Source organism: Archangium sp. (assembly GCF_057119385.1).
The window spans coordinates 20,134-38,648 of sequence record NZ_DBNGVP010000146.1 but is presented as its reverse complement, the minus strand read 5'-3'; the positions used below and the strand labels follow the sequence as shown (position 1 = coordinate 38,648).

Genomic DNA, 18,515 nt, shown 5'->3' with positions numbered 1-18,515 from the left:
TGGCCCGAGTACAACCGCCTCTACGCCCACCCCTTCACCTGGTCCTGGACTCGCGCCAAGATGCACTCGTGGGTGGACCGGCACCTGTCCTGACTATGTTGAAAAACTTGTCGGACAGTCCACTAGGAGCCTGTCGGATAGGGGCGATGCCCCTGTGGCGGGCAACGCGAGCCAGGCTCCTCGTGGACCAGTGGGTCATGCGCAGGCCGAGGCCCGCCGGCTCACTGCACCCCAGGCGCTCCACCTCGACACGTTGCAGGGGGGAAAACTCCCTCGGACGACCAGCGCGGGGAGACACTCCACCAGGCCGAAGTAGCACCGGAGTACTGCGGTGGGGGTGGTGCTACCCCCCCCGGAGGGCTCGCGGCCGAACTTCTCCGCCACCGAGGCGAGGCGCTGTGGAGAGTTCTCTGGGATGAGGTCTCGGGCTTGGAGTGCCTCCAAGGTGAAGTCCTTCGAGGGCGCCGCCTGCGAGCGCGGCGAGCTTGCGCATGAGCACGCCGTGGCGGAGCCCGTCGTGGCGGAGGTCGAGGGAGAAGAGGTGGGCCCGGCCGCGGTGGAGGAGGACCTCCTGCGGCGTCACGGGGCGCTCGTCGTACTCGGCCAGGTCGAGATGGAACTGCTCCGTGAGCCCCAGAGGGAGAGGGCGGCTGCCCCCGCGAGGGCCGCGCTCCCCCTATATGGTTGGGCGTCCCGCATCCTATCCTCCAGGGTCATTTCACGCGGAGGAGAGGCCAGCGCCATGGCGAATGAGTACCGAAGTCCTGGGGTGGGGGAGGGCGGAGGTACGCAGCTCGATGCTCGGAGAGGGAGGACGGGGGGCCCGCCGAGGTGGGCGCCTGCAGGGGCCTTCTCGCTCATCGTGCTCTTCCTCTTCGCGGCGTGCGCAACGCAGGCGCCGATGACGGGCATGAACGCGGGGCGAAGCCGCACCTGGGCAGAGGCATCCGAGGAGGCCGAGGCCCGGCCTGGGCCCGCAACAGAGCCCGGGCTCGAGGGCGCGGTTGTTCTGGACGTCGTGGTGCTTGCACCCGGGAAAGTGAGGACGCGGCCGGTCCCCATCACCCATGCTGAGTTTCGAGAGAATGTGGAGCGCCTCGCGCGAGGGCGCCAGCTCGAGGGCGGGCCCCAAGCGGCCGCTGCGGAGGTCCTCAAGGTGCAGGAGTCGCTGCGCCAGGCCCGGGAGGTACGGCCAGTCTCGGACGTTGAGGCTGGGGGCACGTTCACCGCGGAGGGGGGGCCGCGCGATGAGGGGGGCCGGCCGCGGGTGTATGCCATCCTCCCAGAGCAGCAGTGGGGAGCTGTCGAACTGGAGCCCCAGGCCGAGGCCGAGCTGCGCGCGAGGTACGAGCGATTCTGCATCGTACGAGGGGGGGGCGACTGCCTCGGGCTGTTTGAGGATGGCCCCTTTTTGCGCTCGGACGACCGGAGCACGCTGGCCTTGGCCCTCGCGTTCGGCTCGGTCCTGGACGAGACGTACGCGGCGCTGGGCCGCGAGGTGAGCCCCAAGGTGCTCCTCACGTCGCTTTTGTGGACGGCGAGTTTCTATCTCGGATTGTGGCTACTGCCTGAGCCAGTGACCAAGGGTGTTGCGGCCGTGCTCACGGTGGCGCTGGTGGCCTGGCTGGGCATCGACACGGTGTGGGGCCTCATGGACGGCTGGGCGGAGCTCGTCATGAAGGCGCGGGTAGCTACCACCTTCGACGAGCTGCGCGAGGCCGGGGAGGGTTTCGCGAAGGTGCTGGGGACGGACGCGGCCAGGGCGATGATCATTGCAGTGACGGCCCTGGCGGGGCGAACGCTGGCGGAGGTGGGGTCGGCGCTGCGCTCACTGCCGGGTTTTCGGCTCGCGCAGGTGCAGCTCGCAGGGCAAGGAGGGCCGACGTGGGTGGTGGCGCGGTTGGAACGGGTCGAGGCGGTTGTGGTCTCGGCCGAAGGTGCCCTGGCGGTCACGGTAAGACCCGAGGGTGCCCTCGCTGGCGCCATGATGAGCCGCAACAGCGCGGTGAGCGCCAGCTCAAGCGGGTCACCCACCCAAGAGGTGTACCGGCACCGCGGTGGCAACAGGCAGGTAGAGAGGAACGGAGAGCGGTGGCACCTCTCACGAGGCGTATCCGTCAATGACATTCCTGCCTCGGACCCCTTGGGTGACCAGCTCCAGGCGGCGGCGAAGCAGGTGGCCTCGCGCTGGGGTCCAGAGCACTACTCACCCAAGGTGGAGGCCGCCATCAGGCGAATGCTCCAGCGGGGGCTGGTGCACCGCGCAAACCTGCTCGAGCGCCAAGCGCGTGGACGGTGGGTGGAGGAGCAGCTGCGGATCCTCTTCCCGAAGTTGGACTGGAAGCCCCGGGGTGTTGATGTGGCCGGGCCACCTGGTCAGAAGTTCGGCTACGAGATTTTGTCGGGTACCGACTCGAACTTCGAGATTCACGGGCGGCGGATGGCGAGTTCCTTCTTTCGTATGATCTTCTTCTGACATGCACGAAAGCTCCAACGTTCACTACGAAGAGCGGGAGATCCAGGGCGAGCGACTGGAACTCACCAGCAAGGAGGCCATCTACTGGCTGGGGCCCAACGTGACGCTGCAACGCTGCACGCTCGTCATCGGCGTTGGGCGGCGGCAGTTGGTTCCGATGTGGGGCACGCTGCTCGACTGCACCATCACGGCAAAGCGAGAGGTTGTAGAGCAGTGTTGGACGTCGATTCGGTTTGAGGGCTGCCGATTCACAGGACGGTTTTCTGGAATCAGGTTCGGCCAGCGGGTCGGCGTGGACAGGTGGTGGGAGCACGGCGGGATCGCGAACTGTGACTTTTCCGAGGCTCGTCTCGACCAGTGCGTTTTTCACGGCTGCGACATGCGGACAATCCGGCTCCCGAAGTGGCCATGCTTCACCATCGTGGACCCCATCAAGCACGGGCGGGAGCTGCTGCGCGTTCCGTGGCCGGGCGACTTCATCCCCGTGACCCTGGAGGGTCCGCTCAAGGAACAGCCCAGCACGTCCGCGGTGACGCTCTACGCGCCGGCGGAGGCGAAGCGCTCGGGGGCGGCACTTGAGGAGTTCAGGTCGGCAGTGGAGCGGTTCGACTTCATCGTGCGGTGAGGGAGGTGTTACCGCGCGGGCTTGTTGACAGGAGAGTCTGGCGCGAGCCCCACACCTGGGCGGGAGGCGCACCCCGCGGCCCCTCCAGCACCTCCACTCCCTGGGCTGGACGGAGGCTGACGAAAGAAGACCCCGGCCCGAGGAGACCTCCGGGCCGGGGTTGCCGTCGGCAGTGTGTTGAGGGCTCGCGGCGTCCCGCTGGAGGTTGAGCACCTGGGAGCTTATAGGGAGTGGGTCGTGGGGATATTCCGACAGGCTCCTAGCGCGGGGCCCACTCCTCGAAGACGAAGCGGTCCACGGCCACCAGCGTGATGTTGCGCGGCAGCCGCGCGTAGCCGGGGGGCCCCCCCGTGGACTCATACACGCCGTCCGGGTTCATCAGGTTGAAGCACACGGGCACCACCCGTCCATCCGGCAGCTTCGCCTTGTCCCAGCGGCCGAAGATCTGCTTGCGCCCTTCGTTGTCCGTCCCGTTGCCGGTCACCCACAGCCGGCCGTACAGCACCGAGCCCGCGGGCAGATCGCCGAAGTCGTCCATGAAGGTGCTGAGGACGGGGCCGTCCGCGTAATTGTCCCCGCCGAGCGCAAGGGGCTTGGTGACATCGAGCCAGGCATCCCGGCCATCATTGATGTCGATGTTCAGGGACTTCATGGCGGCGAGGGCCTCGGGAGGGCAGGGGCCCCGCTGGGGCTTGAGCTGGGCGCCCGCGCAGGCGGTTCCGCCCTGGACCAGGCAGATCAGCAGCGCTCGCTTCCAGGCATCGGAGTTCTCAGGTCCGTTCTTCTTCTTCATCGACGCATCATCCTTCTGTCGCACCGGAGGGGGGGCCGCGGGGGCGACTTCCGCCGGGGAGGGCGGGGCCGCGGTGGGCGCAGTGTCCGGCGCGTCTGTCCCGGGCGCCACTTCCTGAACCGCTGCGGGCGGGTGTTTCCTGGCTACCTCGGCAGTGGGGTGGGAGTGCGAGGGATTCCTCACCTGCGGTGTGAGGAGGAGCACCAACGCCGCGAGGGCCACCAGGGCCGCGAGCCCGGCGAGCGGGGCCTTGCGCCAGCGCGGGGGCCGCTCCGGGAAGGGCGCGGGCGGGGACGGTGGGGGCTGCTCCCGCACGGGAGGCGGAGGCGGGCGGCGGATGCTCCGCTGGGAGGTGGCCGCTCCCTCCGGGAGAGACGCGTCGGGTGACTCGTCCCAGGCGAAGACGCTGGCCTCCCAGGGCTCGCGCCCTCCGAAGGTGACGGCCGCCAGCAGGGCCGCATGCGTCTCCTCACCATCGCGGTAGCGCGCCTCGGGATGCCGGGCCATCAGCCGCATGACGGCGTCGCTGAAGGCACGTGGCACCCGGGGGTTGACGTCGATGGGCGCCACCGGCTCCCGGTGCGCGATGTCCAGGTACAGCATGAACTTCATGTCCCCGGGCGGGAAGGGATAGTGCCCCGTGAGCGCCCGGTACAGGCACACCCCCAGCGCGTACAGCTCGTCCGCCGGGCCGTAGGTGTAGCGCGCCCGGGGGTTGTCCTCCCGGGCCAGCCAGAAGCATGCGGCCTCGGGGCTGCGCAGGTGGGCGGTGCCCGGAGGCAGCGGCGTCTCGGTGAGCGTGCCCGCCCCTTCGTAGTCGCCCGAGCCGAAGTCCACCAGCACGGGGCGCATGTCCGTCTCCCGGACGAGCAGGTGCTCGGGCTTGAGGTCGCGGTGCAGGACGCCCCGCTTGTGCAGCGTGCCCAGCGCCAGGGCGGCTTCCGCGCCCACGTACGCCACGCGCGCGAAGTCGGAGTTGTTCTGCTCCACCCAGAGGTGCAGGGGCAGGCCGGGGACGAGCTCCAGCACCAGGAAGGGGTGCCCCCGGGCCGGGTGGGGCCAGCGGCCGGTGCCCAGACAGCGCACCACGTTGGGGTGCACCGCCTTGTCCATGAGCAGGGCCGCCTCGCGTCCGGCGCGCACGTCCGCGGGGTTGAGGAACACCTTGATGGCGCAGAAGGTGCCTGGCTGCTCCACCGACTCCGCCTGGTAGACGGCCCCATAGCCTCCCAACCCCAGCCTCTCACCGAGACGCCAGCCGGCCACCACCGTGCCGGGCTCGAGCCACGCCACGTTCAGGATGTGCCCGTTCATGTTCAATCGCTCCCCGTTCACAGTTTCAGCTCTCCGGCCTGCACGGTGGGCCCACCGTCTCGTTCCCGCAGCTCCAGCCGGAGCACCCTGGGCTGCGTGCCAGGGACGCGCTCCACCTCGATGACCATGGGGCGGCTCTCTCCCGGGCCGAGCTGTCTCCCCTCCATCCACACCGGGAAGCGGCCCACCACGCCACCTCGCGCATCCAGCAGCCACGCTTCGCCCGGTACCCAGGGCCTCGTGGCGGCCGGGGACAGCTCCAGCGTCATGGCCACCACGGCCAGCGTCCTGGCGAGGTAGAGGGTTCTCTCCTTGACGAAGAGTGGGGCCTCGGGGATTGGCGCGCTGGGAGCCGTCCACCTCGCGACGGTGACGCCGCCCCGGAGCAACTGTCCCGAGAGCACCAGCCGCGCGAGCAACCCCGGCTCCTCGCGGACGTGGGCGTCCTCGGGATGGACCTGGGGCACCTCGATGCGCATGGCTTCGGGCCGTGCACTCCCGGGCTCGGCTGTGACGGGGGGCGGGACCGGCTCACCGCTCCGCTGCGCGAGGGCCGCCGGGTCGAGCGGGGGGATGAAGCGGAACGTGGGGGCCGCTGGGGAGGTGACCTCGGGAATCACCTCCTGTGCCGGGAGGGGTCGCGAGGGGATGACCTGGGGAGGCGGGAGGTCCGGCGGGTCCGCGGACAAGGCGGCGAGCAGGGCGAGGTGACCGCAGAGGGTGGGCAGCATGCGCCGGGACCTTCCCGCCGCAGAACCTGCGAGGTCAAGCCGGAATGCGCGGAGCTGTTCGCCCCGAAGGCGGGCGGGACGCCTGGACCCGCGCCGCTACGGCTCGCCGGGCTCTACCTCTTCATCCTCCTCGTCCACCTCGTACCCATCGGCCAGGGAGAGCGGGTAGAGGGCGCGGTGTTGGATGTTGGGGTGATACACCGCGAGGGAGGGCTCACCCGCGATGGACACCCAGGCCCATCTGGCGGGCGTGGGTTGCGCTTTCCACCATGCCTCTGCCTCCTCTCGCGTGGTGAAGGAGGCGACGGCTGCGGGGGGATGTCTCTTCTTGAGATCGGCGAGGTGGTGCTCGAGGTCGCGGATGCGCGGCAGACGGAAGATGCCCACCCGCTCGTCATGGACGACCCAGTGATAGGCGTCTGCGATCAGCACACTGGCGGAATCGGGAGGAATGGGCTGATTCTCGAGCCATGCTTCCGCCTCCGCCTTCGTGCCGAACGAGGCAATGACATACGGAGGTGCATCCGCCGCGATGTGCTCGAGATACTCATTGAATGCGCGGTGCTGCCCGGTCGCGGAGATGAAGTGGAGTGTGTCCACGATGGCCTGGAGCACCTCCTTGTCCCGGGCGGTATCGGCCTCGTCGCGTCGCCTCGTGAGGAACTCCCTCGTGCTGCTCAGCTGCTCCTCAAGACTCGCGAAGTCATTTCCAGGTGTTTCGAAGGTGCCGGGTGGCGGGTGACCGTCGGCTTCGAGACCCCTGCGGAAGTTCTCGAAGCGATACGGTTGGCCAGTCGCGTAGACGAAGCAGAGCGCATCTCGTGCCAATGCCAGGAGCCGCCTGTGCTCCGGAGCGGGATGTGCGACCCATTGTTTCCCAATCGCCTCTTGTGTGTCGTACAGCTCGTAGGGAAGGGGCTGGTATGTCATGGCTGCACCTGCGCGAGTGGGGGGCATCAGGGGACATCATCAGCAGCGGGCCGTCCAACCGTTTGCTCTGTTGCTCGCTGGTAGAGGAGATGATGCGTGGTGCGGTCCCACCCGAGGGCCGCTCACGAATCCGCCGGTCCCACTCCACCGTGGATGTGGCGTCCCACCCGGAGGTTCCTGATGCCCCCCTCGCTCGATATCTCGTCCCTTCAATCCTCCACCACGCCTCGCGAATTGCGGCTGGAGTCGCGCGGCCCGGAGGTCGCCGAGCTGCAACGCAGGCTCCTGGAGGCTGGCTTCGACGCGGGGGTGGCCGATGGCGTCTTCGGCCGGAGGACCGAGGCCGCCGTGAAGGCCTTCCAGCAGTCCAGGGGCCTGGTCGCGGATGGCATCGTCGGGACGCGGACCTGGACCGCGCTCGGCGTCCACGTCCAGGGTGAGCCTCCCGAGGTCCCCATCAGCGTGCGGCTCAATGAGAAGCAGCTCCGGGAGATCATGCCCAGGCTGTCGGACGCCCGTGCCCATGAATGTCTGCCGTACCTCGACGCGGCCATGGTCGAGGCGGACATCCTCACCCCGCAGCGCCAGGCGGCCTTCCTCGCCCAGCTCGCCCATGAGAGCGGGGAGCTGCGCTACTTCGAGGAGCTCGCCTCCGGTGAGGCCTACGAGGGACGCAGGGACCTGGGCAACACGCAATGGGGCGATGGCCGGCGCTACAAGGGCCGCGGTCCCATCCAGCTCACCGGCCGGACCAACTACCGCGCCGCGGGCCGCGCCCTGCGCCTCGAGCTGGAGGAGCACCCCGAGCGCGCCGCCGATGTCGACGTGGGCTTCCGCGTCGCGGCCTGGTTCTGGACGAGCCGGGGCCTCAACGCGCTCGCGGACGCGGGCGACTTCCGGGAGATCACCCGCCGCATCAACGGCGGCTTCAACGGGCTCGCCCAGCGCGAGGCCTACTACCGGCGCGCCCTCGAGGTCCTCACCCACTGAGCCGAGCGCCGTGCTTGGGCTCGCTGGCGCCCGCTGTTACGCTCCGCGCCCGTCTCGATGAGCCCGATCTCGCAGTCATCGTCCGTCCCGGAGGACGGCACCTGGAACCGGCGTGGGTGGTGGGTGCTGGCCGCGGTGGCGGTGGGCGCGTGGCTGCTCCGCGTCCTGCCCTTCTTCAACCGGCATGGCGCCTTCGGCTACCCGGTGGACTACGACGAGGGCGTCTACTTCACCGCCTCGGCGCTGCTCTTCCAGGGGCTGCTGCCGTACCGGGACTTCATCTTCGTCCACCCTCCGGGCTCGCTGCTGCTGTGGAGCCCCGCCGCCGTGCTCGCCTCCGGGTGGGACGCGGCCTCCTGCTTCGTGCTCGCCCGGTGGTTGGCCGCCAGTGTCGGGGCCTTCAATGTCTTCCTCGTGGGCCGGCTCGCCCTGCGCGCCTGGGGCCCCGTGGCGGGCCTCGTGGCGGCGCTCGTCTACGCCTCCTATCCGGAGCTCGTCATCGTCGAGCGCGGCCCCTTCCTGGAGCCCGTGCTCAACCTCGCCTGTCTGGCCCTGGCGAATGTCTGGCTCGATGCCCCCGAGGATGGCCGTGCCTCCCGCCGCTGGCTCGGGGCCGGTGTGCTCTGTGGCCTCGCCATCTCGGTGAAGGTGCTGGGGGGAATCTGGCTCGTCGCCGCGCTGCTGTCCCGCTCGCCTCGCGCCGCGTGGCGCTCCCAGTTGGGGCTCGCGTTCACGGCGGGGGCCACCGTGCTGCTGCTGGTGGGGCCCTTCGTCGCCGCCTCGCCCTCGCGCTTCCTCGAGGACGTGTTCCTCTTCCAGTCCCTGCGCCCAGGAGACGGTGAGTCCAATCGCCTCGCCCGGCTGCACGACATCCTCCACGAGCGGCGGCTGGTGGGCGTGGGGCTCGCGCTCCTGGGGCTGCTCGTGGCCTCGGTGCGCTCCTTGCGCGCCTCCACGCCCTCGCGCTCCACCGAGCGGTTCTTCGCCGGGGCCTATGTCCTCACCGTGGCCGCGTTCCTCGCCTCGCCGAGCTACTGGAACCAGTACAACGCCCACCTCGCCGCCTCGGAGGCGGTGCTGGCGGGGCTCGGCGCGGCGGCGCTCCACGGGTGGCTCTCCGCCCGGGGCTGGAGGTGGGCGCGGACCGTGCCCGTGCTGCTGGCCGTGGCCGTGCCGCTCGTCTCCGCGCGGCACCTGCGTGAAGGACTCCGGGCCCGTGCGCCCGATCTGCCGGCGCTCGGCAGGTACCTGCGCCAGGCCGTGCCCGCCGATGCTCCCGTCTGCGCCTTCGAGCCCGCCTGGGGCCTCACGGGAGGACGGTTGCCCCCGCGCCTTCCCGGGGTGCCCGTGGTGGTGGATGCCTACGCCCTGATGCTCCAGGACGCGCTCGGCTCGGGCGAGCACTTCGCGAGCACGCAGGCGGCCTTCAACGCGAGCGCCTCGCAGCGCGGCATGCGCTCCGTGCTGGAGCGCTGCCGGTACGTGGTGTTGGGGTGGCGCGGCGCGTGGCAGCTCTCCGGGGAGAGCCAGCAGTGGTTCCGCGAGCGTTTCGTCCGCTGCTTCCCGGCGGAGGGACAGGGGGGCCCGGACGTCTGGGAGCGGCGCGACGCCGGTGCCCGCGCGAGCCCGTGAGTGACCCCCGAGCGTTGTACAAAGGTGTGACAAGCACGTTTTCCGCTCACGGGGGCACCCTGTCCGGTTTCGTACGGCCGAGACGTTGACCCGAGAGCATCCGGGACGTTGATCCGTTCAGCGGCGGGGGCTTCAGGGGGCCCCCCCGTCTGTCGGAAGGTCACGGGTGTGTTACCGCTTGTAGCCATGCGCCAACTTTCCTCGCTGCCCGCCACCGTCACCGCACGCCCGAGCGCGTCGGGGAAGGTGCGCCGCGTGCTCATGACGGCGAGCACCACGGGCCCCGTGTGGACGTACGCGCTGGAGCTGAGCCGGGCGCTGGGCCGCCGGGGCGTGGAGGTGACGCTGGCCGTGCAGGGCGAGCCGCTCACCGCGCTCCAGTGGGCGCAGGTGCGGAGCGTGCCGGGGCTCTCCGTGGAGCAGAGCACCTGGAGGCTCGAGGGGCCCGAGGACGCCTGGGACGACGTGGCGGCGGCGGGGGAGTGGTTGTTGGAGCTGGAGTCCCGCCTCCAGCCGGACGCGGTGCACCTCAACGGCTACTGCCACGCCGCGCTGCCCTGGACGCGCCGTCCGCTGGTGGTGGCCCACGCGTGCCCCCTGTCGTGGTGGGAGGCGGTGAAGGGCGAGCCGGCGCTGGAGCGGGACATGCGCTACCGCTGGGAGGTGGCGCGGGGGCTGCGTGCCGCGGGCCACGTGGTGGCGCCCTCCGCCGAGCTGCTCGCCTCCCTGTCGCGGCACTACGGGCCGCTGCGCTCCTCCGGTGTCATCCCCCCCGCGCGCCGCCACGAGGACTTCCCGCCGGGCCCCGTGCGCGAGCCCTTCATCCTCGCCACGGGCCGGCTGTGGGACGAGGCGCGCAACCTGGAGGTGCTGGAGACGGTGGCGCCCCGGCTGGACTGGCCGGTGCTCGTGGCCGGCGACTCCCAGCACCCCGACGGCGGCGAGGTGCGGGCCCGCTACGTGCGCGCGCTGGGGTGGCTGCCGCAGGCGGAGCTCGCCGGGTACATGGGCCGCGCCTCCATCTACGTGCTTCCCGCACGCTACGAGCCCTCGGGCCTGGCGGTGCTGGAGGCCGCGCTCGCCGGGTGTGCGCTGGTGTTGGGAGACATCCCCTCGCTGCGCGAGGTGTGGGAGGACGCGGCCGTCTTCGTTCCACCAGAGGACACGGACATGCTCGCGCGCGCCCTGCGCCGGCTGGTGTCGGAGCCCGTGCTGTGCAGCCGGATGTCCACCCTTGCACGGACGCGTGCACTGGAGTTCTCCCCGGATCGCATGGCGGATGCCTACCTTGCTGTCTATGCCGACCTGGACCGTGCGTCCGGGGGGGTGTCCGCCGTCCAGCCCCAGCTGGCGCGGGCCACCTGAGCGCCGACTGTTGGGTGGGCGTCGAATCCGGACTGGGGGGCCGGTTCGAGCGGGAAAGGATGTCGCATGCGCAGCCACGGACTTCGGATCGCCTTCTTTGGCGCGAGCCTCGTCTCCGCCTGGTGGAACGGAGCCGCCACGTACTACCGCGGCCTGCTCAAGGCCCTCCACGCACGGGGCCACCAGATTACCTTCTACGAGCCGGCGCTCCCCGAGCGTCAGCGTCACAGGGATCTGCCGGTGGCCCCGGACTGGGCCACGGTGGTGGTGTACTCGGTGGAGGGCACCGCCGGGCTCGAGCGCTGTCTGGAGGAGGCGCGGGAAGCGGACGTGGTGGTGAAGGCCAGCCACGTGGGCTTCCTCGACGACTGGCTGAACGCCCGCGTGCTGGAGCTGCGCTCCGGCCGCACCCAGGTGGTGTATTGGGACCTGGACGCTCCCGTCTCCCTGGAGCGCATGGCGGGAGACCCGGAGGATCCGTTCCGGGCGCTCGTGCCGCGCTATGACCGCGTCTTCACGCAGGGCGGGGGAGACCCGGTGGTGCTGGCCTACCGCGACCTCGGGGCGCGCGAGTGCATTCCCATCTACAGCGCGGTGGACCCGGAGGCGCACCAGCCGGTGGGGGCCGAGCACCGCTTCGACTGTGACCTGGCGCTGCTGGACGACCGGCTGCCGGACCTGGAGCGGCGCGTGGAGTCCTTCTTCCTGCGCGCCGCGGACCTGCTGCCCGACAAGCGTTTCCTGCTGGGCGGTGAGGGCTGGGGAGACCGGCCGCGGCCCGTCAACGTGCGGTACGTGGGCCCCGTGCCGCTCCGGGAGCATGACGTGCTGCGCTGCTCGGCGCGCTCGGTGCTCGACGTCAGCCGGGACGGCATGGCGCGCTTCGGCTTCTCGCCGGCCCCGCGTCTGCTCGAGGCCGCGGGCGCGGGCGCCTGTCTGATCACGGACGCGTGGGAGGGCATCGAGCTCTTCCTGGAGCCGGGGCGCGAGTGTCTGGTGGCGCAGGACGGCCTGGAGGTGGCCGAGGCGGTGCTGTGTCTCACGGACGACGGCGTGAGGGACCTGGGGCAGGCGGCGCGCCGCCGGGTCCTCGCCGAGCACACGTACGCCCATCGGGCGGTGCAGGTGGAGCAGGCGCTGGGCCTCGGCTGAGCCGTGCCTCGGGGCGAGCCGGAGACCCATGCCCAAGGCACCCAGGAAGACCCCCGAGGGACGTCGGGGCCCTCGCTCCGGTGACGAGCGGGCATCCCTCCTGCGCCGGCTCGCGGAATTGGAGGAGCGCGAGGCCCACGCCCGCCACATCGTCCAGATGGCGGGCGTCTCCATCTGGGAAGAGGACTTCTCGGGGGTGCAGGAGCTGCTGCTCGAGCTGCGGCGCCAGGGTGTGCGGGACGTGCGCGCCTGGTGCGGGGCCCACCCGGACTTCGTCCAGGAGGCGGTGCGGCGGGTGCGCGTGGTGAGCGTCAACGAGGCCGCGCTGCGGATGATCGGCGCCTCCAGCCAGGAGGAGCTGCTCGGCTCGCTGGAGCGCGTCCTCGTGCCGGAGTCGTTGGTCGTCTTCGTCGAGCAGCTGGTGGCGCTGACCGAGGGCCGGCCCTTCCTCCAGGCGGAGTCGATGGTGCGGACGCTGGACGGGCGGCGCCTGGAGGTGCTCTTCACCTTCAGCTGGGACGCGGTGGTGGGGCGGATGGACCGGGTGCTGGTGACGCTGATGGACATCGGCGAGCGCAAGGCCGCCGAGCGGGCGCTCCAGGAGAGCGAGGCGCGCTTCCGCAACATGGCGGACCACGCGCCGGTGATGATGTGGATGACGGAGCCGGAGGGGGCGTGCGTCTACCTCAACCGGCAGTGGTACGAGTTCACCGGCCAGACGAAGGAGACGGGGCTGGGTTTCGGGTGGCTGGACGCCGTCCACCCCGAGGACGCCGCGCCGACGAAGGCCGTCTTCGTGGACGCCAACGCGCGGCGCGTGCCCTTCCGGCTGGACTACCGGCTGCGCCGCACGGACGGGGAGTACCGCTGGACCATCGACTCGGCGGTTCCCCGCTTCGGGCCGGGCGGGGAGTTCCTCGGCTATATCGGCTCGGTCATCGACATCACCGAGCGGCGCCGGCGCGAGGAGCTCCATCGCTTCCTGGCGGAGGCGGGCACGGCGCTGGCCTCCTCGCTGGACTACGGCACGACGCTCTCCACCCTGGCGCGGCTGGCCGTCCCCACGCTGGCGGACCTGTGCCTGGTGGACCTGCTGGAGGAGGACGGCACGGTGCGCCGGGTGGAGGTGTCGACGGCGGACCCGGTCGATGCGTCCCTGACCGAGCGGATGCGCCGCTTCACGGCCCGGCCGGAGGGCAACCCCGAGCACCCGCCCACGAAGGCGATCGTCTCGGGGCGGGCGGTGCTGTTGCCGGAGATGCCCCCCGAGCGGTTCTCCTCGTATGCGCATGACGAGGAGCACGCCCGGACGATCTCGGCCATCCATCCCGTGTCCTTGATGGCCGTGCCGCTGGTGGCCCGCGGGCGCACCCTGGGGGCGCTCACCTTCATCTCCACCGCGCGCTCCGGCCGGCACTACGGGGCGGTGGAGCTGGAGGCCGCGGAGGACCTGGCCCGGCGCGCGGCGCTCTCGGTGGACAACGCCCGGCTCTACCGGGACGCGCAGCGCGCGGTGCGGCTGCGTGACGAGTTCCTCTCCATCGCCAGCCACGAGCTGAAGACGCCGCTGACGCCCCTGGTGCTCAAGCTGCGGGTGCTCTGGCGGGAGATAGAAGCCCGGTGCGAGCCGGAGCTGGCCCGGCGGCTGCTCGGGCACCTGGAGGTGAGCCGCCGTCAGGTGAAGCGGCTGTCGGAGCTGGTGGACGGCCTGCTGGACGTGTCGCACCTGAGCGCGGGACGGCTGCGCATCGAGCGCGAGGCGGTGGACCTGTGCGAGCTGGTGCGGGAGGTGGCCGCGCGCTTCCAGGAGGAGTCGGAGCGGAGCGGGAGCCCGCTCCAGTTGGAGGTGGAGGGGGAGGTGGTGTCCAACCTGCTCTCCAACGCGCTCAAGTACGGGGGAGGCCATCCCGTGTCCATCCGCGTCGAGGACCTGGGGGAATGGGCCCGGCTGGTGGTGCGGGACGAGGGCATCGGCATCGAGCCGGACGTGCTGCCCCGCATCTTCCACAAGTTCGAGCGGGGCGTGTCGGGGCGGCACTACGGCGGACTGGGGCTGGGGTTGTACGTGACGCAGCAGGTGCTCCAGGCCCATGGGAGGCACCCTCTCCGCCGAGAGCACTCCCGGCCAGGGGGCCACCTTCACGGTGGAGCTGCCGCGGGTGCCGGCCCCCGATGCCCCCTGAGTGCATCGTTACGGCGCGAAGGTGAAGGCCCGCTCGCGCACCAGGGCCACTGTCACGTACGCGTCGATGTCCATTGGCACGATGCGGGCCTCCACGCGGACGGTGCCCTCCCCCTGCGCGCCCGTGGGGTCGAAGGTGTGCGAGAGCTCGCCCTCCGCGGCCAGGGTGCTCTCGCTTGCGGTGCGGGAGGAGAAGCCCACGTAGTACTCGGTGGTGCCCGGGGAGGCCGTCCACCCCAGCTCCAGGGGCTGGCTCGCGCTCACCTGGGCGTTGGCCGTGGGGGTGGTGATGTCGAAGGCGCCGGGCATCTGGAACGTGTGGCGCAGCGACTTGCCTCCGGCGACCGCGGTGAGCTCGAAGCTGCCACCGGCCGTCAGCAGCGCCGAGTCCTGCTCCTCGAGGACATAGGCCTCGCGCGCCACGTCATAGGCGAGGGTGCGGCCGGCGAGCTTCACCGTCGCGTCCTGGAGCGGCGTGCCCTCGGAGGAGAGGGTCAGCTCGGCCACGGCCTTCGTGCCCTCGAGCGCCACGCGGCCCTGCACCGAGAGTCCGCCCGGCTCGAAGACATCGCCCCTGTCCAGGCCGCACGCGTCGGTGAACAGGAAGGTGAGCCACCCGGCCTCGCAGACGAAGGCGTCGAAGAGGGGGCCGCCCTGGGTGAGGTTGATTCGCAGGCGGGTGTTGAGCGGCACCACCGAGGTGGCGTCGTCATTGACGGCCTGGACGAGGTTGAAGCCGGGATTCAGGCCCGTGTACGCGGGCTGCGCGGTGGTGGAGTAGACGAGCGCGAAGGTGGACTTCGCATCACCCAGGAGCGAGGAGCCGATGACGCGGTCCACCGGGGCGCCCGTGGTGGCGATGGTGTCGAGCTTCGCGTTGCCATTGAGGTCCTGGTAGGCCAGGAGGATGCCGAAGGCGCCCTTGCCCTGGAGGCCCGCGCCGAGCGGTGCGAGCGCCTCCGCGGGGGGAAGGCGGTAGATGTGGAAGCGGTAGTTGGCCGGGAAGCTGCCCTGGTAGATGACGTCCTCGGTGACGATCTCCACGGGGCCATTCTGGGTGTCGCCCGTGCCGTCCTCGGCCATCCACTGCGGGTACCACACGAGGGCCAGACGCACCTGTCCGTCGATGCGGGCGTCGGGCGTGGGCGTCATCTGTCCCTCGAGCGTGACGAGGGGCTGGCCTTCGTGTCCGGGGCCCACCACGCCATCGCAGCCGGCGAGGGAGAGCAGCAGGGAGAGCAGGAGGAACGGAAGGCTGGAAAGTGGCCGGAGCATGAGTCCCCTCCAGGGGGAAGCAAGGTGGAGCGGCCCGGGATGGGCGCTCGGGAAGGGAGACCGGCATGGGGCCGGAAAATGGGAACCGGCTTCTCGCGATTAGAAGCGCCAGCCAGCGCCCACGGAGACGAAGGCCGCGGGGAGCAGGACGGGCTGTTCCGTGCTCGGCAGGTAGCGCAGGAGCACCTGTCCCTGCACGAGCGCGAAGGCCCGCGCCGGCAGGGGCACCTCCACGCCCACGAGGGGGCCCACGCCCACGCCGAGCGTCCGGCGGGGCCTCAGCGGCTCGACGTCGAAGGTGTCGCCAATCTCCTTCTCCCGCTCGCGCCGCAGCTGCTGCTCCAGGACGGTGAGCTCGACGCCCAGGCCCACGTACGGCACCAGCGCCCACTCCAGCCAGCGGTAGCCGGCGGCGACTCCCGCCCCGAGCGCGCGCTCGCGCACCTCGAGCCCCACGGCCGGGTAGGCCGTCTGACTGAACCCGAGCGTGCCCAGCGCCCACCACGAGCCCCAACTGTGCCGGTAACCCAGCCCTCCGGTGAGACGAGTCCCCGTGCCCACCACCGGCGCGCTCTCCATCCGCACGAGCCCCAGCAGCGCCGAGCCGCGCAGCTCCACGTGGCCGCCCTTGAGCGCCACCTCCGTGTAGCGGCGCCACGTCAGCTCCTCCTCGCGAACCTGTCTCTCCCCGCCATAGGGCAGCTCCAGCTCGAGCAGGCCGGTGCTCGCGCCCGCGCGCTTGCGCAGGAGGTAGCGCCCCGGGGGCACCGCCAGCCGCAACGGACGTCCCGCGGTCTTCTCCACCTCGGCCACCACGTCCGGCCGGGGCTGGCTCGCCACCACGTAGCGGCCGGCGAGCGCCGCGGGGAAGACGAGCGCGCTGCGAGCGGCCCGGGGCTCGGTGAGGATGAGCTCCCCAGTGCCCGCCAACTCCCACGAATAGGCCGGATGCTGGCCCGCGCCGGCGGCCCCCGCCACCGTGCGCCGGTACGCATACCCATAGGCCTCGGCGAGCGACACCCGCCCATCGCCCTCCGCGTCCGCGTCTCCGCGCAGGCCGGTGAGCAGGTGGTGGGTGAAGAGCGAGCCCTTGAGCGAGTCCCACTCCTCGGAGCTCTCCCCCGGGCCGCTGGAGGAGATGACCACCTGGCCGTGCAGGGGAATCTGCTCGAGCGACACCGCGAACTCGGGGCCCGCGCTGCCGCCCTTGCGCCGGGCGAGGGTGCCGCTCTCGCACGCGTCCACCAGGAGCACGCTGAGCCGGGCGCCCGCTTGCCGCGCGCTGTCCCGCAGCTCGGCGAGTGGCAGGTGGGTGCCGCCCAGGTGCAGCACGCCCGCCTTCGCGTGGGCCGAGACGTACACGATGAGCACCGCGTCATCGCCCGCGGCGCGCAGCTCGGCGATGCGGCCCGTCACCTCGGCGAGCCGCTGGCGCACCATGGCGGCGGGTTGATCCACCACCAGATAGGAGCGGTCGGCGCGCACCCCGCCCAGCTCGACGAAGAGCTGCCGCACGCGCCCGGCGTCGTCGTCCGCGAAGCTGAGCACGGCGTCGTCCGGGTCCCCCACGTTGGCGCCGATGGACACCAGCAGGCGCACGGTGGCGGCGGAAGCCCGGAGGGGACAGAAGAGCAGCGGCAGGGCGGCGAGGAGGAGCCAGAGCGGGCGGAGCGGAGTCATGGGCGCTTCTGGAGGCGAATCGTACTCACACCGCACTCCGGGCAGGAGAGGGTGGGCTCCGCCCGTCCCGCCTGAGCGCGCAGGGCCTCGAGGAGGGGAGCGGCCTCGAGCGGCCGGGGGGAGAAGACGGCGAGCAGCCACTCCGGGCCGGGCGCGTCGTCGAGCACCACGCTGCCGGGGAGGAACTCCCGCTGTGCGGCGGCCAGGGGCGCGGAGGTGGCGGCGCCGTAGGGGTGGAAGACACTCGCGTTCCCCCGCCCATCCAGCTCGAGCACGAGGAGGTGCCCGGCCTCGGTGGACTCGTAGGCGAAGCGCAGGGCATCCCCGGGCCGCACCAGGGCGTCGGGGCCGAGCAGCTCCGGGGCACCCCCGTCGCGCGAGACGACCACGCGGAAGGCCCCGCCCTTCAGGCGCACGCCGTCGTCCTGTCCCAGCCGGGGCACGAGCACGAGCAGGGCCAGCAGCGGCACGCAGGCGCCGAGCACGGGCAGCCACCAGCGGAGGCCGCGCCGGGGCTGGGAGGCGGCGCGCCGCTCGAGCTGGCGCAGGAAGAGCTCGGGGGGCCTGGCGCGGACGAAGGCCTCGCGGGCGGTGGTGAGCGCCTCGAGCTGGCCGTGGCAATCGGGGCAGCCGGCCACGTGGGAGCGCGTGGCCTCGGGGGCGGGCTCACCGGCGCTCAGGGCCTCGAGCACGGCGGCCGGAGGACAGTGGGGCCCCCGGGGGGAGGGCGGCAGGGGAGGGGGGCTCATCGTGTCTCCTCGAGGCTGGCGCGCGACTGCCACAGCTGACGGATGCGCTGTTCGAACTGCTGGAGCTTCTTGCCGATGGTGCGGCGCGAGTAGCCGGTCCGCGCGGCGACCTCCTCCTGGGTGTAGCCATCCAGGAAGTGCAGCACGCCGATGGTGCGTGTCTTGCCGTCGAGCTGACGCAGCGCCAGGCCGAGCAGGGCGCGGCGGTCGGCGTCCTCGGGGGAGCCCTCGCCGCGCTGCTCCAGGACGGCCAGCTGCGACTCCTCGGCGGGGGGCTCGCGGCCGGTGCGCTCCATCAGGTCGAAGCAGCAGCGCTGGGCGATGGTGTAGAGCCAGGCCAGGGTGGCGTCGCCCTCGCGGGGCCCGCCGTAGCGCTTCACCCGCAGGAAGGTCTCCTGCAACGCGTCCTCGGCGTCCTCGGGGCGGCGCAGCAGCTGCAGACAGCGGCGGTGCACGAGGTAGCCGTATTGCGCGTACAGCTGCGCCAGCCGGGCGTCATCCATGGCGGGGCCCTCCGGATGCTCGGCGCTGTCGGTGTGTCGGGCTCAGGGCGTGCTCCTTCCCAGGAGAGACCGGCCAGGGGGCGGGAAATGGGAACCGGGAAATGCGGCCGCTCCGAGG

The 18,515-nt window shown here is 71.5% G+C and carries 13 protein-coding genes and 1 pseudogene; 7 read left to right on the top strand and 7 right to left on the bottom strand.

The annotated features are described in order from the left end of the window. Window positions 1-862 precede the first annotated feature (862 nt). Both sitA5 and AC16DP_RS34850 read left to right on the top strand, forming a co-directional pair. Window positions 863-2,476, top strand: a complete 1,614-nt coding sequence (gene sitA5, locus AC16DP_RS34855) for a SitA5 family polymorphic toxin (protein ID WP_329731361.1) — start codon at window positions 863-865, stop codon at window positions 2,474-2,476. 1 nt (window position 2,477) lies between these two features. After that, entirely contained in the window at window positions 2,478-3,101 is a 624-nt protein-coding gene (locus tag AC16DP_RS34850) for a pentapeptide repeat-containing protein (RefSeq protein ID WP_329731360.1), read from the top strand. A gap of 259 nt (window positions 3,102-3,360) precedes the next feature. Here the strand turns inward: AC16DP_RS34850 and AC16DP_RS34845 are convergent, their stop codons facing one another. From AC16DP_RS34845 to AC16DP_RS34835, 3 genes are all read right to left on the bottom strand, one after another. Beyond that, window positions 3,361-5,208 carry a serine/threonine-protein kinase gene (locus tag AC16DP_RS34845; protein WP_329731359.1) on the bottom strand — a complete coding sequence of 616 codons (1,848 nt, stop codon included), beginning with the start codon at window positions 5,206-5,208 and terminating at the stop codon, window positions 3,361-3,363. Window positions 5,209-5,225: 17 nt separating this feature from the next. Beyond that, window positions 5,226-5,939, bottom strand: a complete 714-nt coding sequence (locus tag AC16DP_RS34840; RefSeq protein WP_329731358.1) for a DUF2381 family protein — start codon at window positions 5,937-5,939, stop codon at window positions 5,226-5,228. 96 nt (window positions 5,940-6,035) lie between these two features. After that, on the bottom strand, window positions 6,036-6,869 hold the full coding sequence (locus tag AC16DP_RS34835; RefSeq protein WP_329731357.1) for a hypothetical protein: 834 nt from the start codon (window positions 6,867-6,869) through the stop codon (window positions 6,036-6,038). Between the two features lie 180 nt (window positions 6,870-7,049). Between AC16DP_RS34835 and AC16DP_RS34830 the strand changes: the two genes are divergently transcribed. The 5 genes and pseudogenes from AC16DP_RS34830 to AC16DP_RS34810 form a co-directional block, all read left to right on the top strand. Beyond that, window positions 7,050-7,859 (top strand): peptidoglycan-binding protein, encoded by an 810-nt coding sequence (locus tag AC16DP_RS34830; protein WP_329731356.1) that lies wholly within the window; start codon window positions 7,050-7,052, stop codon window positions 7,857-7,859. A 57-nt stretch (window positions 7,860-7,916) separates the two neighbouring features. Then, entirely contained in the window at window positions 7,917-9,491 is a 1,575-nt protein-coding gene (locus tag AC16DP_RS34825) for an ArnT family glycosyltransferase (protein WP_329731355.1), read from the top strand. Window positions 9,492-9,677: 186 nt separating this feature from the next. Beyond that, window positions 9,678-10,856, top strand: coding sequence for a glycosyltransferase family 4 protein (locus tag AC16DP_RS34820; protein WP_329731354.1), 1,179 nt, complete (start codon window positions 9,678-9,680; stop codon window positions 10,854-10,856). Between the two features lie 66 nt (window positions 10,857-10,922). Beyond that, a complete protein-coding gene (locus AC16DP_RS34815; RefSeq protein WP_329731353.1) occupies window positions 10,923-12,008 on the top strand; it encodes a CgeB family protein in 1,086 nt (361 codons plus the stop codon). A 28-nt stretch (window positions 12,009-12,036) separates the two neighbouring features. After that, window positions 12,037-14,061, top strand: a pseudogene (locus tag AC16DP_RS34810) (sensor histidine kinase); the annotation flags it as partial. A 138-nt stretch (window positions 14,062-14,199) separates the two neighbouring features. Here the strand turns inward: AC16DP_RS34810 and AC16DP_RS34805 are convergent. The 4 genes from AC16DP_RS34805 to AC16DP_RS34790 form a co-directional block, all read right to left on the bottom strand. Further along, window positions 14,200-15,465 carry a hypothetical protein gene (locus AC16DP_RS34805; protein ID WP_329731350.1) on the bottom strand — a complete coding sequence of 422 codons (1,266 nt, stop codon included), beginning with the start codon at window positions 15,463-15,465 and terminating at the stop codon, window positions 14,200-14,202. 99 nt (window positions 15,466-15,564) lie between these two features. Then, window positions 15,565-17,145 (bottom strand): hypothetical protein, encoded by a 1,581-nt coding sequence (locus AC16DP_RS34800; RefSeq protein ID WP_329731349.1) that lies wholly within the window; start codon window positions 17,143-17,145, stop codon window positions 15,565-15,567. Then, a complete protein-coding gene (locus tag AC16DP_RS34795; protein WP_329731348.1) occupies window positions 17,142-17,894 on the bottom strand; it encodes a hypothetical protein in 753 nt (250 codons plus the stop codon). The genes AC16DP_RS34800 and AC16DP_RS34795 overlap by 4 nt, the downstream gene beginning before the upstream one ends. Further along, window positions 17,891-18,397 (bottom strand): RNA polymerase sigma factor, encoded by a 507-nt coding sequence (locus AC16DP_RS34790; protein ID WP_329731347.1) that lies wholly within the window; start codon window positions 18,395-18,397, stop codon window positions 17,891-17,893. The genes AC16DP_RS34795 and AC16DP_RS34790 overlap by 4 nt, the downstream gene beginning before the upstream one ends. Window positions 18,398-18,515: the final 118 nt, after the last annotated feature.

Bases quoted from the DNA above. Each gene is read 5' to 3' on its own strand.
- AC16DP_RS34835 (WP_329731357.1), bottom strand. From the start codon at position 6,869: ATGACATACCAGCCCCTTCCCTACGAGCTGTACGACACACAAGAGGCG.
- AC16DP_RS34830 (WP_329731356.1), top strand. From the start codon at position 7,050: ATGCCCCCCTCGCTCGATATCTCGTCCCTTCAATCCTCCACCACGCCT.
- AC16DP_RS34815 (WP_329731353.1), top strand. From the start codon at position 10,923: ATGCGCAGCCACGGACTTCGGATCGCCTTCTTTGGCGCGAGCCTCGTC.
- AC16DP_RS34845 (WP_329731359.1), bottom strand. From the start codon at position 5,208: ATGAACGGGCACATCCTGAACGTGGCGTGGCTCGAGCCCGGCACGGTG.
- AC16DP_RS34795 (WP_329731348.1), bottom strand. From the start codon at position 17,894: ATGAGCCCCCCTCCCCTGCCGCCCTCCCCCCGGGGGCCCCACTGTCCT.
- AC16DP_RS34800 (WP_329731349.1), bottom strand. From the start codon at position 17,145: ATGACTCCGCTCCGCCCGCTCTGGCTCCTCCTCGCCGCCCTGCCGCTG.
- AC16DP_RS34790 (WP_329731347.1), bottom strand. From the start codon at position 18,397: ATGGATGACGCCCGGCTGGCGCAGCTGTACGCGCAATACGGCTACCTC.
- AC16DP_RS34805 (WP_329731350.1), bottom strand. From the start codon at position 15,465: ATGCTCCGGCCACTTTCCAGCCTTCCGTTCCTCCTGCTCTCCCTGCTG.
- AC16DP_RS34840 (WP_329731358.1), bottom strand. From the start codon at position 5,939: ATGCTGCCCACCCTCTGCGGTCACCTCGCCCTGCTCGCCGCCTTGTCC.
- AC16DP_RS34825 (WP_329731355.1), top strand. From the start codon at position 7,917: ATGAGCCCGATCTCGCAGTCATCGTCCGTCCCGGAGGACGGCACCTGG.
- AC16DP_RS34850 (WP_329731360.1), top strand. From the start codon at position 2,478: ATGCACGAAAGCTCCAACGTTCACTACGAAGAGCGGGAGATCCAGGGC.
- AC16DP_RS34820 (WP_329731354.1), top strand. From the start codon at position 9,678: ATGCGCCAACTTTCCTCGCTGCCCGCCACCGTCACCGCACGCCCGAGC.